At 57.9% G+C, this 15988-nt stretch carries 12 protein-coding genes; 9 read left to right on the top strand and 3 right to left on the bottom strand.

The window, feature by feature from the left end; genetic code table 11:
• Position 1: 1 nt before the first annotated feature.
• The 9 genes from LT85_RS22520 (at position 2) to LT85_RS22480 (ending at position 12867) form a co-directional block, all read left to right on the top strand.
• Positions 2-979, top strand: coding sequence for an ABC transporter permease (locus LT85_RS22520; RefSeq protein WP_038493417.1), 978 nt, complete (start codon positions 2-4; stop codon positions 977-979).
• Positions 980-986: 7 nt separating this feature from the next.
• On the top strand, positions 987-1886 hold the full coding sequence (locus LT85_RS22515) for an ABC transporter permease (protein WP_038493414.1): 900 nt from the start codon (positions 987-989) through the stop codon (positions 1884-1886).
• 6 nt (positions 1887-1892) lie between these two features.
• Positions 1893-2882 (top strand): ABC transporter ATP-binding protein, encoded by a 990-nt coding sequence (locus LT85_RS22510; protein WP_038493411.1) that lies wholly within the window; start codon positions 1893-1895, stop codon positions 2880-2882.
• Positions 2879-3913 (top strand): ABC transporter ATP-binding protein, encoded by a 1035-nt coding sequence (locus LT85_RS22505; RefSeq protein WP_052135402.1) that lies wholly within the window; start codon positions 2879-2881, stop codon positions 3911-3913. Before LT85_RS22510 ends, LT85_RS22505 begins: the two co-directional genes overlap by 4 nt.
• Before the next feature lie 17 nt (positions 3914-3930).
• Positions 3931-5127 carry an acetylornithine deacetylase gene (gene argE / locus LT85_RS22500; RefSeq protein ID WP_038493408.1) on the top strand — a complete coding sequence of 399 codons (1197 nt, stop codon included), beginning with the start codon at positions 3931-3933 and terminating at the stop codon, positions 5125-5127.
• A 91-nt stretch (positions 5128-5218) separates the two neighbouring features.
• Complete coding sequence (locus LT85_RS22495; RefSeq protein ID WP_052135401.1) at positions 5219-7336, top strand: molybdopterin-containing oxidoreductase family protein; 2118 nt, start codon at positions 5219-5221, stop codon at positions 7334-7336.
• Complete coding sequence (locus LT85_RS22490) at positions 7333-8406, top strand: aminopeptidase (RefSeq protein ID WP_038493406.1); 1074 nt, start codon at positions 7333-7335, stop codon at positions 8404-8406. Before LT85_RS22495 ends, LT85_RS22490 begins: the two co-directional genes overlap by 4 nt.
• Before the next feature lie 52 nt (positions 8407-8458).
• Positions 8459-11068, top strand: coding sequence for an alpha/beta fold hydrolase (locus tag LT85_RS22485; RefSeq protein ID WP_156117614.1), 2610 nt, complete (start codon positions 8459-8461; stop codon positions 11066-11068).
• A 104-nt stretch (positions 11069-11172) separates the two neighbouring features.
• Positions 11173-12867, top strand: a complete 1695-nt coding sequence (locus tag LT85_RS22480; protein ID WP_038493402.1) for a long-chain fatty acid--CoA ligase — start codon at positions 11173-11175, stop codon at positions 12865-12867.
• A 122-nt stretch (positions 12868-12989) separates the two neighbouring features.
• Here LT85_RS22480 and dgoD read toward each other — a convergent pair whose 3' ends face one another.
• The 3 genes from dgoD to LT85_RS22465 are packed head-to-tail and all read right to left on the bottom strand — an operon-like array spanning position 12990 to position 15871.
• Positions 12990-14138: a galactonate dehydratase gene (gene dgoD, locus LT85_RS22475; RefSeq protein ID WP_038493400.1), complete on the bottom strand. Its 1149-nt coding sequence runs from the start codon at positions 14136-14138 to the stop codon at positions 12990-12992.
• 52 nt (positions 14139-14190) lie between these two features.
• Positions 14191-14826, bottom strand: a complete 636-nt coding sequence (locus LT85_RS22470; protein ID WP_038493397.1) for a 2-dehydro-3-deoxy-6-phosphogalactonate aldolase — start codon at positions 14824-14826, stop codon at positions 14191-14193.
• 25 nt (positions 14827-14851) lie between these two features.
• Positions 14852-15871: a 2-dehydro-3-deoxygalactonokinase gene (locus LT85_RS22465; RefSeq protein WP_038493394.1), complete on the bottom strand. Its 1020-nt coding sequence runs from the start codon at positions 15869-15871 to the stop codon at positions 14852-14854.
• Between the last annotated feature and the right edge of the window lie 117 nt (positions 15872-15988).

Genomic DNA, 15988 nt, shown 5'->3' with positions numbered 1-15988 from the left:
GATGCTGGCTTTTATTATCCGCCGCGTATTTCAAAGCCTGGTCGTACTGCTGATCATGTCGCTGTTGGTGTTCATCGGCGTGTACGCGATCGGCAATCCGATCGATGTGCTGATCAGCCCCGATGCCGACCAGATCGAACGCGCTAAGGTGATCGTCGCCTTTGGCCTCGACAAGCCACTTTGGCTTCAATATTTCATTTTCCTTAAAAATGCGGTGAGTGGCGATCTTGGCCGCTCGTTCGCCTATTCGACGCCGGCCCTGAGCCTTATTTTCGAGCGCATGCCGGCCACGCTGGAATTGTCGGCAGCTGCGATCCTGCTTTCCGTCGTAGCGGGACTGCCGCTGGGCTTGCTGGCCGGCTTGCGTCCCAACGGCATCATCGGAAAAACCATCATGGCAGTCTCCATCCTCGGATTTTCGCTGCCGACATTCTGGGTCGGCTTGATGCTGATTATGGTGTTTGCTGTGCAGCTAGGCTGGCTGCCCACTAGCGGCCGCGGCGAGACACAACTGCTGCTGGGCGTGCCTGTCAGTTTTCTTAGCTGGGACGGCTTGAAGCATTTGTTGATGCCAGCTTTCAATCTGGCGCTGTTCAATATCGCGCTTGTGATCCGGTTGACGCGCTCTGGCGCACAGGAAGCGCTGATGCAGGACTACGTCAAATTCGCACGCGCCAAGGGATTACGCAATAGCCGCATCATTGGGGTCCACGTCTTGAAAAATATCCTGATTCCGATCGTCACCGTCGTTGCACTGCAATTCGGTTCGATCATTGCGTTTTCCATTGTCACAGAAACAGTGTTCGCCTGGCCTGGCATGGGCAAGCTGATCATCGATTCGATCCGCGTGCTGGACCGGCCGGTGATCGTCGCCTATCTGCTATTGATCGTCACCATTTTCATCCTGATCAATCTGGTGGTGGATATGCTGTATTCATTGCTCGATCCGCGCGTGCGTCTGGCAGAAAGCAAAGGGTGATATGTAGATGACGCAAATGCTAGCCGAAGTAGAGACACCATGGCAACGCTTCGTGCGAAATTATTTCAACAGCAAGATTGCAACCATCGGTTTCGTGCTACTGGCGCTGGTCTTGCTGGCGGCGATCTTCGCTCCGGTTTTGTCGCCGCAAAACCCCTACGACCTGGCCAAGCTGGACGTCATGGATTCACGCCTTGAACCGGGCAAGACCTCGATCGACGGCAGCGTGACCTATATGCTCGGTACCGACGATCAGGGGCGCGACATGTTGTCGGCGATTTTGTATGGCATCCGCATTTCAGTGATGGTCGGCGTGGCGAGTACGGTCATTGCACTATCGCTAGGTTTGATCCTTGGCTTGCTGGCCGGTTACACCGGCGGGCGTACCGAAGCGTTTATCATGCGGGTGGCGGATATCCAGCTGTCGTTCCCACCTATCCTGATCGCACTGATTCTGTTGGCGCTGACTGGCCGTGGCGTGGACAAGATCATTATTGCGCTGGTAACGGTGCAGTGGGCTTACTACGCACGCACCACGCGCAGCGCAGCGCTGGTAGAGCGCAAGAAAGAATATATCGAAGCCGCCACGGCGCTCGGCTTGTCCCCGCTACGCATCATGTTCCGGCATTTGCTGCCTAACTGCCTGCCGCCCTTGATCGTGATCGCTGCCTTGCAAGTGGCGTCGGCAATTTCGCTGGAAGCAACGTTGTCCTTTCTTGGTCTTGGCTTGCCGATCACGGAACCATCGCTAGGCCTGCTGATCGCCAACGGCTTCCAGTATCTGCTCTCCGGGAAATACTGGATCAGCGTATTTCCCGGCATCGCCTTGCTGCTGACCGTGGTCACGATCAACCTGGTGGCGGACCAGTTGCGCGACGTCCTCACCCCACGCTTGCAGACGCAATAAATCACTATGGATACACCAGCGACATTGGTCGTCAATAACCTGCAGACCCAGTTTGCTACCCGGGCAGGCTTGGTCAAAGCGGTCGACCAAGTTTCGTTTTCGCTCAAGCGTGGTGAAATCATGGGCTTGGTCGGAGAATCAGGATCCGGCAAATCGATGACCGGCTATTTCATCATGGGGCTGATCGATGCGCCCGGAAAAATCGTCGCCGGCGAGATTCTGCTGCAAGGGAATAACCTGCGCGGCTTGTCGGCGGAAGCCATGCGCAAGATCCGCGGCAATCGCATCGCCATGATTTTCCAGGATCCGATGATGACGCTGAACCCGGTGTTGCGCATCGATACGCAAATGATGGAAGCAGTGCGCGCGCATCAGAATGTGAGCCGCATGGTGGCGCATGAAATGTCGCGCGAAGCGCTGGCGCGGGTCGGTATTGCCTCCCCAGACGAACGGTTGCAAGCGTATCCTCATCAATTCTCTGGCGGCATGCGGCAGCGGGTTGCTATTGCGATCGCCTTGCTGAACAAGCCGGACTTGATCATTTGCGACGAACCGACCACAGCGCTGGACGTGACAATACAAGGGCAGATCCTGTATGAGATGCAGAAGCTGTGCAGGGAATCCGGCACAGCGTTGATCTGGATTACGCACGATCTGTCGGTGGTAGCCGGACTAGCGGACACGGTATCGGTGATGTACGTTGGCCGTATTGTCGAAAGCGGCACGGTGCAGCAAGTCCTGGAACGTCCGCGGCATCCTTACACACATGGGCTGATCTCGTCGGCGCCGTCGCGCAATCCACGCGGCCAGCCGCTGCAGCAGATTCCCGGCATGACGCCATCGCTGCTGAACTTGCCGGAAGGCTGTGCTTTCCGTACGCGCTGCGTCCATGCCACTGCTGAATGCCAGCAGACGCCGCAGTTGCGTGAGATTGAACAGCGCATGCTGCGTTGTTACCATCCAATGCGAGCTAGTGTTATGGAGGCTGCGCAATGAACCGGAATCTTGAAAACGAAGTAGTAACAAAGACGGCATCGCCGCCGCTGCTGGAATTGCAGGCCGTCAGCAAGCGCTTCGTCAAGGAGCTGGATAGCGCTGCAAAAATAGCTAATCTGTTCGGGGCCGGCGCACGGCAAGAAGTAGTGCATGCAGTTGATGACGTCAGCCTGAGCATCAGTCGTGGCGAGGTAGTGGGGCTGGTTGGCGAATCCGGCTGCGGCAAATCGACATTAGGAAGGATGGCGGTCGGTTTGCATCACCTTAGCGCAGGCGTTCGCTTGTGGAAAGGGCAGTCGCTGGAACAGCTTGACGCGTCTGAAAGGCGCAAGAAACAATTGACGATCCAAATGATTTTCCAGGATCCCTATGCTTCCCTGAATCCGCGCATGCGTGTGCAAGACATTGTCGGCGAAGCGCCGCGAGTGCATGGCATGGTGGGCGCCTCGCAGCAGTGTGAATACGTCGAAAGCCTGTTGCAACGGGTAGGATTGGACGGCAGCATGCTGCGCCGCTTTCCGCATCAGTTTTCTGGCGGCCAGCGCGCACGTGTGGGGATTGCGCGAGCGCTGGCGGTCAAGCCGGAATTCCTGGTGTGCGATGAGGCCGTCGCGGCGCTGGACGTGTCGATCCAGGCGCAGGTGCTGAATCTGTTCATGAAGCTGCGCGATGAACTCGACCTGACTTACTTGTTCATTAGTCACGACCTTGGCGTGGTCCGGCATTTGTCGGACCGGGTGGTTATCATGTATCTTGGCCGTATCGTGGAATTGGCCGCGACGGATACGATTTTTTCCCGCGCCAATCATCCGTATACCCAGGCTTTGCTGGCGTCGGCGCCCAATCTGGAAGTCAGGAGAACCGAATTTTTTGCGGTGAAGGGAGAAATTCCGTCGCCGCTGCATCCGCCCTCCGGTTGTCACTTTCATCCGCGCTGCCCGCATGCAATGCCGCGCTGTAAAGTAGAGAAGCCGGAGTTAAAAGAAATCAGCAACAACCATTTTTCCGCCTGCCATCTGAATGATGGTTAGCGTAGAGGACACTAATTATGAACATACCGCCTGCAACCCAGTTGACACCATCAGCCGATGTCATGGCAATGATAGAACGCCTGATCGCGTTCCAGACCGTATCGCGTGATTCCAACCTGGGATTGATCGAATGGACCCGCGACTACCTGGCCGGATTCGGTGTCAAGTCGCGCCTGACTTACGACGCCAGCGGCAAGAAAGCCAATCTGTTTGCGACACTCGGTGAAGGCTCCAAGCCGGGCTTGATCTTGTCTGGCCATACCGACGTCGTGCCAGTCGAAGGCCAGGCTTGGGATAGCGATCCGTTCAAGGCCACCATCAAGGAAGGTTTGCTGTACGGCCGCGGCTCGGCTGATATGAAGAGCTATATCGCCACTGCGCTGGCGCTGACGCCGAAATTTCTGGCCGCCAAGATGGATGCGCCGCTGCACTTTGCCTTGTCGTATGACGAAGAAGTCGGCTGCATCGGCGTGCAAGGGCTGATCAAGGATTTACAGGAACTGGGATTGAAGCCGGCGGCTTGCATTGTCGGCGAACCGACCTCGATGCAGCCGATTATCGCGCACAAGGGGACACATCGTTTCCGCTGCTGCATCCGCGGCCGCGAAGCGCATTCCAGCTACACCACCATGGGCGTCAATTCGATCGAATATGCGGCGCGCATCATTGTCTATATCCGGCAGATGGCCGACCGCTTTGCCCAGCTGGAAACGCGCGACTACGGTTTTACTGTCCCCTACACCACGATGCAGACCGGCATCATCCATGGCGGCCTAGCTGCCAATATCGTACCCAAGGATTGCAAGTTTGAATTTGAAGCGCGCACCATGCCGGGTATCGATGTTGAACGTCTGTATAAGGAAATCCAGGCTTTTGCTGCGACCCTGTTACCGGAAATGCAAAGGGTGGAACCGAACGCTGCCATCGATTTTGAATGGCTGGCTTCCGCCCCGGGACTCAACATGCAGGAGAACGATGCAGTGGTTCAGTTAGCGAAGGCGCTGGCGCGCAACCAGGCGCATGGCGCAGTCTCCTACGGTACAGAAGCCGGCTTGTTCCAGCGCGCTGGTATTCCCACCGTGGTTTGCGGCCCGGGCAGCATCGAACAGGCGCACCGGCCGAACGAGTTCGTGGCGCTGGAACAGGTGGCGCAGTGTGAAGCGTTCATGCTGCGACTGATGGATCCGGGCATGCAGTTGCAGACTGGCGCATAGGAAAAAAATGGCGGTAGCGATCTAAATGCCATCCTGTCTGGCCGGATTTTGCTAAAGTAACGGATTGAAGCGCTCTGGTTCTAATGACATTATGACTACTTCCACCGTTCGTGCCGCGTGCCCGCATGACTGCCCTGATACCTGTGCTCTGTTGGTGACGGTCACCGATGGCGTCGCCACCGAAGTGCGCGGCGATCCTGACCATCCGACCACGGCTGGCGTCTTGTGCACTAAAGTCTCACGTTACACCGAACGCACTTATCACAAGGACCGTTTGCTGTATCCGCTCAAGCGGGTTGGTAAAAAGGGAGAAGGCAAGTTTGTCCAGATCAGCTGGGATGAAGCGATCGGCACCATCGCAGAGCGGCTGGCCGACATAGCTGCACGCAATCCGCAAGCAATCCTGCCCTACAGTTACGCCGGCACCATGGGCCTGGTGCAGGGCGAATCCATGTCGATGCGGTTTTTCAATCGCATAGGCGCTTCATTGCTGGACCGCACCATCTGTGCGTCGGCAGGCGGCACCGGCTACAAATACACAATAGGCGCCAGAATTGGCATGGACCTGGAACAGCTCCAGAACGCCAAGCTGATCTTGATCTGGGGTGGCAATCCGATCGCATCGAATCTGCATTTCTGGATGCGCGCACAAGAAGCCAAGCGCAACGGCGCCCGGCTGATTGCCATCGATCCTTACCGTTCGCTCACCGCCGACAAATGCCATCAACATATTGCGCTGTTGCCGGGAACCGATTCTGCACTGGCGCTCGGCATGATGCATGTGCTGATTGCTGAAGATTTGCTGGACCATGATTACATCGCCCGCCACACGTTCGGTTTTGAGCAGCTAAAGCAACAGGTGCTGGAGTGGACGCCGCAAAAGACCGCAGAAGTGTGCGGTATCAGCGCCGACGAAGTGAGCGAGCTTGCGCGTGTCTATGGTACTGCTGCGTTGCGCGGCGAGGGCGCGGCGATCCGAGTCAATTATGGACTGCAGCGAGTGCATGGCGGCGGCATGGCGGTGCGAAATATCACCTGCTTGCCAGCACTGGTGGGTGCCTGGCGTCAGGCCGCCGGTGGCGTTCAACTGTCGTTATCGGACAGCTTCCCAAAGAATAATCATGTTTTGCAACGTCCCGATTTTTTGACCAGGCAAGGCATGGCGCCGCGCACTATCAACATGAGTACCATCGGTGACGACTTGCTGCGTGAATCTTCACCCGAATTCGGTCCGAAAATCGAAGCCGTGATCGTCTATAACTCGAACCCGGTGGCGATTGCACCGGAATCAGGCGCTGTCGCACGAGGCTTTGCACGCGAGGATCTGTTCACCGTAGTGCTGGAGCATTTTCAGACCGATACGGCCGACTACGCCGATATCGTACTGCCCGCCACCACGCAATTGGAACATGTCGATGCGCATTCGGCCTACGGCCATCTGTACATGCTGGCCAATAACGCGGCGATTACGCCATTAGGCGAAGCCAAGCCGAATACCGAGATTTTCCGTTTGCTGGCGGAGCGCATGGGTTTCGATGACGCTTGCTTCCGCGAGAGCGACGACGAGATCGCTGCCCAGGCATTCGACCGCAACAATGTGCGCGCCGTCCATTTCGATTGGGATTCGTTGAAGAAAAACGGCTGGCAAAAACTGAGCCTGTCGGATGCGCCGTTTGCTGACGGTGGTTTCCCGACGCCATCCGGCAAATGCGAGTTCTACAGCGCGCAAATGCTAAAGGATGGGCTGGATCCTTTGCCGACTTATATTGCACCCTATGAATCGCGCGCCAGCAATCCGGATTTGGCGAAAAAATATCCACTGGGGATGATTTCACCGCCCGCGCGCAACTTCCTCAATTCCAGCTTCGTGAATGTCAAAAGTCTGCGCGATACCGAAGGCGAACCACACCTTGACATGCATCCGGCGGACGCCTTGCAGCGTGGTCTGGTCAGTGGCGATACGGTGCGCATCTACAATGACCGCGGTAGCTTCAACGCCAAGCTTCGCGTGACCGACAAGGCAAGAACCGGTTTGGTGGTGGGCTTGTCGATCTGGTGGAAAAAAATGGCCAGCGATGGCAAGAACGCCAACGAGGTGACTAGCCAGCGTCTGACCGATATGGGACGCGCACCGACCTTCTACGATGTGCTGGTGGAGGTGGAAAAGGCCGATATCGGCACTCTTGCCGGAATTAGCGCCAACGCATGAGCGCGCGCCGGCTGATCCCGTTGCTGGCCTTGGTGCTGATCTCCGGGTGTGCACAGCTGGCATATTACGGGCAGGCGGCCAACGGTCAGTTTTCCTTGCTGGACCGGGCTCATCCGATCGACGACTGGCTGGCCGATCCGAGTGTCGACGCCGGCCTCAAAGCCAAGCTAAAGCGCACCAAGCAAATGCGGCGCTTTGCTGTCAGCGAGTTGGGTCTGCCGGATAATCGCAGCTATACGGAGTACGCCGATCTGCAACGTCCCTTTGCCTTGTGGAACGTAGTGGCGGCGCCGGCGCTGTCGCTGGAACCCAAGCAATGGTGTTTCCCGGTAGCTGGTTGCGTTAACTACCGCGGTTATTTCAGCAAGGGCGCAGCGCAGAGATTTGCCGCCGAAATGCGTGCGCAAGGCTACGATGTCCAGGTCAGCGGCGTACCGGCTTATTCAACGCTTGGCTGGTTTAACGACCCGCTGCTGTCGACTTTTATTAAATATCCTGATGGCGAGCTGGCGCGCTTGATTTTCCATGAGCTGGCGCATCAGACTGTCTATGCCAAAGACGATACCCAATTCAATGAATCGTTCGCCACCACCGTGGAGCAAGCCGGCGTGGAGCGTTGGCTGCAAGCAGTCGGCGATCAGAAAATGCGCGATGCCTACGTCCAGTTTGAAGGGCGCAAGGAAGATTTCCTGGCGTTGTTGCTCAAGTACCGTGAACAGCTGGCCAGCAACTATGACAGCGAACTCAGCGATGCGCAGAAGCTGCAACGGAAGGCGGAGATCTTTGTCGCCTTGCAGGCGGACTATCGACGGCTCAAGGCAAGCTGGGGCGGCTACACCGGTTATGATCGCTGGTTTGCCGAGCCGCTGTCGAACGCGCATCTGGCGCTGGTAGCGACCTATTACGACCTGGTGCCGGGTTTCAAGGCTCTGCTGGCACAACAGCAGACGCTGCCGAAGTTTTATATCGCGGTGGCCAAGCTTGCCGCACTCAGTAAGGAAGAAAGACACCGACAGTTGAGCGAGCTGGCGAAAGCGCCGCCGGCGGCAGATCGTAAGCAGGGGCGTTAGCTGGTCCGTACGTGTCATCGTATTGTGCCGGGCGATTGGTTACAATGACAAGATGACCTTCAATACCGACCTGCATCGCAGCACGTTGACATTGCCCGGACGCCTCGCGCGTGGCGGTGGCGCCGCGCTTGAGATGAGCGTGCTCGACGCCGGCCCGGAATATGGCCGCGGAACGAGAAGCCAGCAACCGACCATGGTGTTCATCCACGGCTTTGGCGGCCGCGCTGCTTACTGGGAGTACCAGCTGGAACAGTTCCAGGCCGACTATCGGGTGATCGCGCTTGACCTGCGCGGCCATGGCTATACCGATGCGCCGACCGAGGCCGATGGCGCGCGCTATGACGTACCGGAACTGGTGGCCGATATCGCCGCCGCGCTGGATTTGCTCGACTTGCCGCCAAAGTTCATCCTGGTTTGCCATTCATTCGGTGGCGCGCTGTCTTCCTACTTTCTCAAGCAGTTTCCCGAGCGCGTGTCGGCGCTGATCATGATCGCCTCGGCGGCGCGTTTCCGGTTGCGCTGGGCCGGCAGAACCCTATTGCGCATGCCGCCGCCGATTTTTGGCATGGTGCGTAAGCTGATGCCGTACTTTGGCATTACTGCCGCCCGCATTTATCCACCGCCGCATGTGGTGTATCTGCAAAACAAAAATGCCTTGCTCCCTTGGGACGGCAGCGACTATCTGCGCGCCGTCAAAGTGCCTGCGCTGGTGATCCTTGGCCACCGCGATATCCTGTTCGATGAAGCGGCCTATAAAGAAGTGGCCAGCCTGATCCCGGGCGCCGAGGAAGTGATCGTGCCGGTCTCCGCGCACCAGGTGATGGTGGAACGGCCGGACGCCGTCAATCGTGCGATCGAACGTTTTCTGCAGATGCAATCCGATCCGGCGGAGCAAGCCGAGCGTCGCATCCGGCAAAAGGCCGAGCGGCGCGCCGCACGCAAGCAACTGGAGAGCGAACGGCCGTGGCTGAAATTCTACGATGCCCGCACGCCTTACCGCATCAAGTTGCCGACTGTAGCCTTGCCGCGTTTGCTGGAAGCCACTGCACGGCGCTTTGGCAAGACCACGGCACTCTCATACCGTGGCGGCAAGATCGACTGGCGTGAACTGGACCGCCAGGCCAATCGCTTTGCCCATGGCTTGATTGAAATGCGGGTCAAACCTGGGGAACGGATCTTGCTGGCCTTGCCGAATATCCCGTCGCTGGTGATTGCCTATTTCGGTATTCTCAAAGCCGGCGCGGTTGCGGTGCTGAGCGATGCAGCGACGCCGGCCGAAATTTTGCTGACGCGCATCGCAGATGCGGCTGCGGTGATGCTGGTGACGACCACCAATCGCTATGACGAATTGCGCGACGTGTTGCAAAGCGATCGCCGCGCAGCCGGCTTGCGGCGGGTGATATTCGCTTCGATGATCGATCACATGGGCTGGCGGGAAAAGCTCAAGTTCGCCGCCCTGCATCATGTCCAGGAGGGGCATTGGCTGCCATGGTTCCGGCAGGATAAGCAGCATCGCAAGCAAGAGCGGCGCTATCTGAAATTCAAGCAGGTTTTGGGACGCGGCGCGATCTATCCGGTCGAGCTGGTGCAAGACGTCAACGACATTGCGGTAGTGGTCTACACCTATGGCGCTACCGGTACGCCGCTGCCAGTGGCGCTCTCGCACCGCAATCTGGCGACTAATGCTTTGCAGTTGCGTCACTGGCTGCCGGAATCGCGGCCGGGCGACGAACGCTTTCTGGCGCAGCAGCCTTTGTCTAGCGCATATGGCCTGACCGGTGTGTTGCACCTTGGCGTTTATCTGGGCGCAACGCTGATCCTGTTGCCCGGGGCGGAGCTGGAGCCCTTGCTAAAGACAGTGAAAAAAATGCGGCCGACCTATTTCCCGACCACCCCGCGTATGGTGCGCGAGTTGGCGCACACGCCGGGTGTAAGGCGCTACGGCCTGGCGTCGATACGCGTATGCGCCGTCAGCGGTTCGCCGCTGGCGCAGGAAATCCGCGAAGAATTTGAAAAACTGACGCGTGGCCGCCTGGTTGAAGCCTATGGCCTGACTGAAGCGTCGCCAGCCGTTTTGGCGATGCCGCTGTCGGCCCGCCGCAATCCAGGCGTGGTTGGCGTGCCGTTGCCAGATACCGAAGTGAAAGTGGTCGATCTTGATAGCGGCGAAACCTTGCCTGCCGATACCCTTGGCGAGTTGTGGGTGCGCGGCCCGCAGCTGTTCGCCGGCTATGATCAGGGCTACGCCAACGCAACCGGCGCCGGACCTAGCGCCACAGCCTTGAATCTGATTGCCAAAAAAATAAGCAAGGAGCGTCTGCATGAAGGCTGGTTTGCGACAGGCGACGTCGCCAGCATTGATGAAGATGGTTTTGTTTCTATTATCGACCGCAAGAGTAATATGTTGGTACGGGGTGGCCAGCGGGTGTTTCCTCGGCAGATTGAAGAGGTCTTGTTCGAGCACCCGGCGGTAGCTGTGGCGCACGTGAAATGGAGTCCGGACGAGGAGGGCGTGAAGCACCTGCGGGCAGAGATTTTGTTGCACCACAACATGAAGCTCAGTGTCGATGATTTGCTCAAATATGCATCAAAACGCTTGCATGCCGACGCTTTGCCCGATAGCATCGCGATAGAACAAAAAAACACAACCGTGCTTTTTTAGCGGACAGAGTGCTTACCAAATCCCCTATCGGCGTGTTTTCTTCATTCCAAGTGAAACAAGCCAAAAACAATGCATTTATAACAAGCAGAGACTAAAGGCAGAACATGGATAAATTTTGGCTCAAGTCGTATCCTGAAGGCGTCGCCACTGAGATCGACTACACCCAGTACCAGTCGCTGGTGCAATTGCTGGAAGAGGCGTTTCAGAAATATGCGGCGCGCAATGCCTATGCCTGCATGGGTAAATACCTGACTTACGCCGAAGTCGATCAGTTGTCGCGCAAAGTCGGCGCCTGGCTGCAAGCCAAGGGCCTGCAAAAGGGTGCGCGAGTCGCCATCATGATGCCGAACGTATTGCAATATCCGGTGGCGATCGCCGCCATTTTGCGTGCCGGTTATATCGTGGTGAACGTGAATCCGCTGTACACGCCGCGTGAGCTCGAGCACCAGCTGAACGATTCCGGCGCAGAAGCCATCTTCATCCTTGAAAATTTCGCCACGACCTTGCAGCAAGTGGTGGCGCGCACCAAGATCAAGCAGGTCGTGGTTGCCAGCATGGGCGACCTGATGGGCGTCAAAGGCTTGCTGGTCAACCTGGTGGTGCGGCATGTCAAGAAAATGGTGCCGGGCTTTTCCCTGCCTGGCTCGACGCCTTTCAATAGCGTGGTCTCGCAAGGTGCTTCGATGCAATTGGGCGCAGTCACGCTGGGCCAGGAAGATGTCGCGTTCCTGCAATATACCGGCGGCACTACCGGCGTCTCCAAAGGCGCGACTCTGACGCATCGCAATGTCGTGGCCAACGTGTTGCAGGCTGAAGCATGGCTGTCGCCTGGTCTTGCCAAAGGACCGAAGGTCGAGCAACTGGCATTCGTATGCGCCTTGCCGCTGTACCATATTTTTGCGCTGACAGTATGTGGTTTGCTGGGTATGCGCGAAGGCGCGTTGAACCTGCTGATTCCGAATCCGCGCGACATCGCAGGCCTGATCAAGGAAATGTCGAAGTACCAGATCAATACTTTCCCGGCTGTGAATACCTTGTATAACGCGCTGCTGCACCATCCAGATTTCGCCAAGCTGGATTTCTCCGGTTATCGGGTGTGCGTCGGTGGCGGCATGGCAGTGCAAAAAGCAGTTGCCGACAAATGGAAAGAAGTGACCGGATGCCCGATCATAGAAGGTTACGGCTTGTCCGAAACTTCGCCAATCGCCAGCGCCAATCCATGCACGATCACCGAATACAGCGGCACTATCGGCTTGCCGTTGCCGTCGACCGAGATCGCCATCCTGGACGACGCAGGCAATCCGGTGCCGCTGGGCCAGCCGGGCGAAATCGCGATTCGCGGCCCGCAAGTGATGCGCGGCTACTGGAACCGCGACGATGAAACCGCCAAGGTCATGACCGCAGACGGTTTCTTCAAGTCCGGCGATATCGGTGTCATGGATGAACGTGGCTACACCAAGATTGTCGACCGCAAGAAAGACATGATCCTGGTCTCCGGCTTCAACGTCTATCCGAACGAAGTCGAAGGCGTCGTGGTGCAGCACCCCGGCGTTCTGGAATGCGCCTGCGTCGGCGTGCCGGACGAGCATGCGGGCGAAGTCGTGAAGATTTTCGTGGTGCGCAAGGATCCGTCGCTGACGGCAGAACAGTTGATGGCTTATTGCCGTGAGCAGTTGACCGGCTACAAGCGGCCGAAGTACATTGAGTTCCGCACCGATCTGCCGAAGACTAATGTCGGCAAGATCTTGCGCCGCGAATTGCGCGATGAAAAGCCCGCGGAGCAGAAGCAAGCTGCCTGAAACAGGATGTCTGAAAACAGTAGCATCTTGCCGGATGCCGCCGTTGTGAAGTGAATACCCCGGATATGCCATAAGCGTATCCGGGGTTTGTTTTTTTTACGGTGATTTTATCCAGCTATGTATCACCACTCGGCAAAGCTGCCGTCCTTGTGACGCCAGATAGGATTACGCCAGCGATGACCGATAGCGGCCCGTTCCTTGACATATTCTTCGTTGATTTCAATGCCCAGGCCCGGTCCTTGCGGAATCGTGACATAGCCCTTGTCATAGGCGAATACTTCCGGCTGCTTCACATAGTCGAGCAGATCGTTGCTCTCGTTATAGTGAATGCCCAGACTTTGCTCCTGGATGAACGCGTTATACGACACCGCGTCGACTTGCAGGCAGGCCGCTAGCGCGATCGGCCCGAGCGGGCAATGTAGTGCCACCGCGACGTCGTAAGCTTCCGCCATGGTGGCGATCTTGCGGGTTTCGGTGATGCCGCCGGCGTGCGACACATCCGGCTGGATGATATCGACATAGCCTTCGCTCAGGACGCGCTTGAAATCCCAGCGCGAATACAAGCGCTCGCCCAGCGCAATCGGCGTGCTGGTCAAGGGCGCGAGTTCCTTCAGCGCTTCGTAGTTTTCGCTGAGCACCGGTTCCTCGATGAACATCAGCTTGTACGGATCCAGTTCCTTGATCAGGATCTTCGCCATAGGCTTATGCACCCGGCCATGGAAATCGACGCCGATGCCGATATGCGGACCGACCGCCTCGCGCACTGCGGCGACGTTGGCCAATGTCGCTTCGATTTTTTCATATGAATCGACGAACTGCAATTCTTCGGTGCCGTTCATCTTCACTGCAGTAAAGCCGCGCGCCACGGCATCTTTGGCCGCCGCCGCGGTATCGGCCGGCCGGTCGCCGCCGATCCAGGAATAAACGCGGATGCTGTCACGCACCGGGCCGCCCAGCAACTGGCTGACGGAAACGCCGAGCGCCTTGCCTTTGATATCCCACAAAGCCTGGTCGATACCGGCCAGCGCACTCATATGAATGGCGCCGCCGCGATAAAAGCCACCGCGATACAGCACTGTCCAATGGTCTTCGATATGGCGCGGATCCTTGCCAATCAGGTAGTCGGACAATTCTTCTACCGCAGCAACGACGCTATGCACACGGCCTTCCACCACCGGCTCGCCCCATCCGACCACACCCTCATCGGTTTCTATCTTCAGAAAGCACCAACGCGGCGGTACGATGTAAGTGGTGAGTTTGGTGATTTTCATTAAATGGGTCTCCTGGTTACAGGCGGCGGGTCGGCCCGCGCCTGGTCAACTATTATTTGCTGCGTTGCTCTTGTACCGCGCACCATGCAGCAACAAATTTGTTGGCATGCTGGCCCACTTGTTCTGCACTCAGGTCCGGCTTGTACAAGGCCGATCCCAAGCCAAATCCGGAAGCGCCGGCGTCAATGAATGCCGCCAGGTTTTCCGGCGTGATGCCGCCCACCGGCAGCAAGGCGATTTCGTGCGGGATGACCGCACGCCATGCCTTGACCACGTGTGCACCCAGCTGCTCGGCCGGGAACATTTTCAAGACGTCGGCGCCGGCCGCCAGTGCGGCAAACGCTTCGGTGACCGTGGCGACACCGGGCGCGCACGCCATGCCAGCCTGCTTGGCGGCAGCGATCACCAGCGGATCGCTATGCGGCATTACGATGATTTCACCGCCCGCGCGTTTGACTGCCGCCACCTGATCTGTGGTCAAGACGGTGCCTGCGCCCACCAAGCAGTCTGCCGGCAGGGTGGTGCGCAAGGTGCGGATGCTGTCGTAAGGTTCGGGCGAGTTGAGCGGTACCTCAATGATCCTGAAGCCGGCTTCATACAGCTTGAGGCCGATGGCCGCCACCTCAAGCGGTTTGACGCCGCGCAGTATGGCGATCAGTCCGCACTGCTTCAATGCGTTTTTCAACATGATGGATTCCTGATAGAGGCCCGCATTAATTGGTGCGCTCAGTGTGCGGTAGCAAACCTGCGCTGAGAGCAAGTTGCCACAATCCGCGCTCGGTGGCTTGCTGCACTATCTCAATGCCGGCAAAGCCATAGGCGTGCAACCCGTTTGCATAGCGTTGGCATAATCCGTCTTCGCCAACCAGCATGACGCGGTCTGGCAGGCGCCCCTGATTCTGCAACAGCGTTTTCAAGGCCGCGATTTCGTGGCCGATCAGCAGCCCAGATAAATATTCGCGCTGGCCAGCGCCATCGAGTACGCCGGTCAAGCCCAGCGTACGGGTGCTGAATATGGTCGACAGCACGCCCGCTGCGCCAGCGGCAGTGCCTGCGACTTGCAGGCCGCGCTCGAAGCCATGCCAGACGCTGGCCACTTCTGGCGCGGCGGCTTCCATGCCGCGCCCGAGAATGGTGTGCCCGCACAGTGCTGCATACACCTCGCCGGTCATGAAGGTATCGAAATGGGTCAGCTCGCTTTGCGCTGTCGTATGTTGTACGTGCACCCATTTCGAATGGGTGCCCGGCAGGCCGATCAGGATATGTTCAGCGTGCCCGGTTGCGTTGTCACCACTCAGCGACAGCGCGCCGATTACCTGGGTCTCTTCGCCTCGCATGACGTTCGGCAGCAAAGAATTTTCAATCAGGCCGGGCACGATATGGATTGCTTGGCCATGGCGGTTGCACACGACGTTCAGGTTGCTGCCGATATGGGCGACTGCAATCGGCACTTCCAGATAAGCCGCTTCGGACCAACCTTGGCGGCTGCCGACCATGCCGGCGGCGATCACGGGCGTACCTGGTTCAGCCAGCAGCCAGTCGCCGCAAGCTTGTTCGAAAGCAGCTTCAAAACCGGCGTTGGGTTCAGTGCCGGCCGGCGGCAACTGCATGACGCCCCAAGGCAGCGCCCGCAACTCAAGTCGCTTGCCGTCGGCGCCCAGGCGGTAGGCGCGCAGCGAGGAAGTACCCCAATCGAGTGCTATCAGGCGGGTTTGCTGCAGTGGCTTAGTCATCGGTTTCGCAGATTCTGGAGTTGTTGGGATTGCTGTCATAGGATCGCCTGAAGCATCGCCTGATTTTTGCCTCTTACCGGTGACTATGCAGGCAATCCGTAGCTGCGTACTTTATGC

The organism is Collimonas arenae (assembly GCF_000786695.1).
GTDB lineage: Bacteria > Pseudomonadota > Gammaproteobacteria > Burkholderiales > Burkholderiaceae_D > Collimonas > Collimonas arenae_A.
Note: the sequence above shows the minus strand (reverse complement) of the source record. Positions and strands in the feature narration are given on the sequence as shown.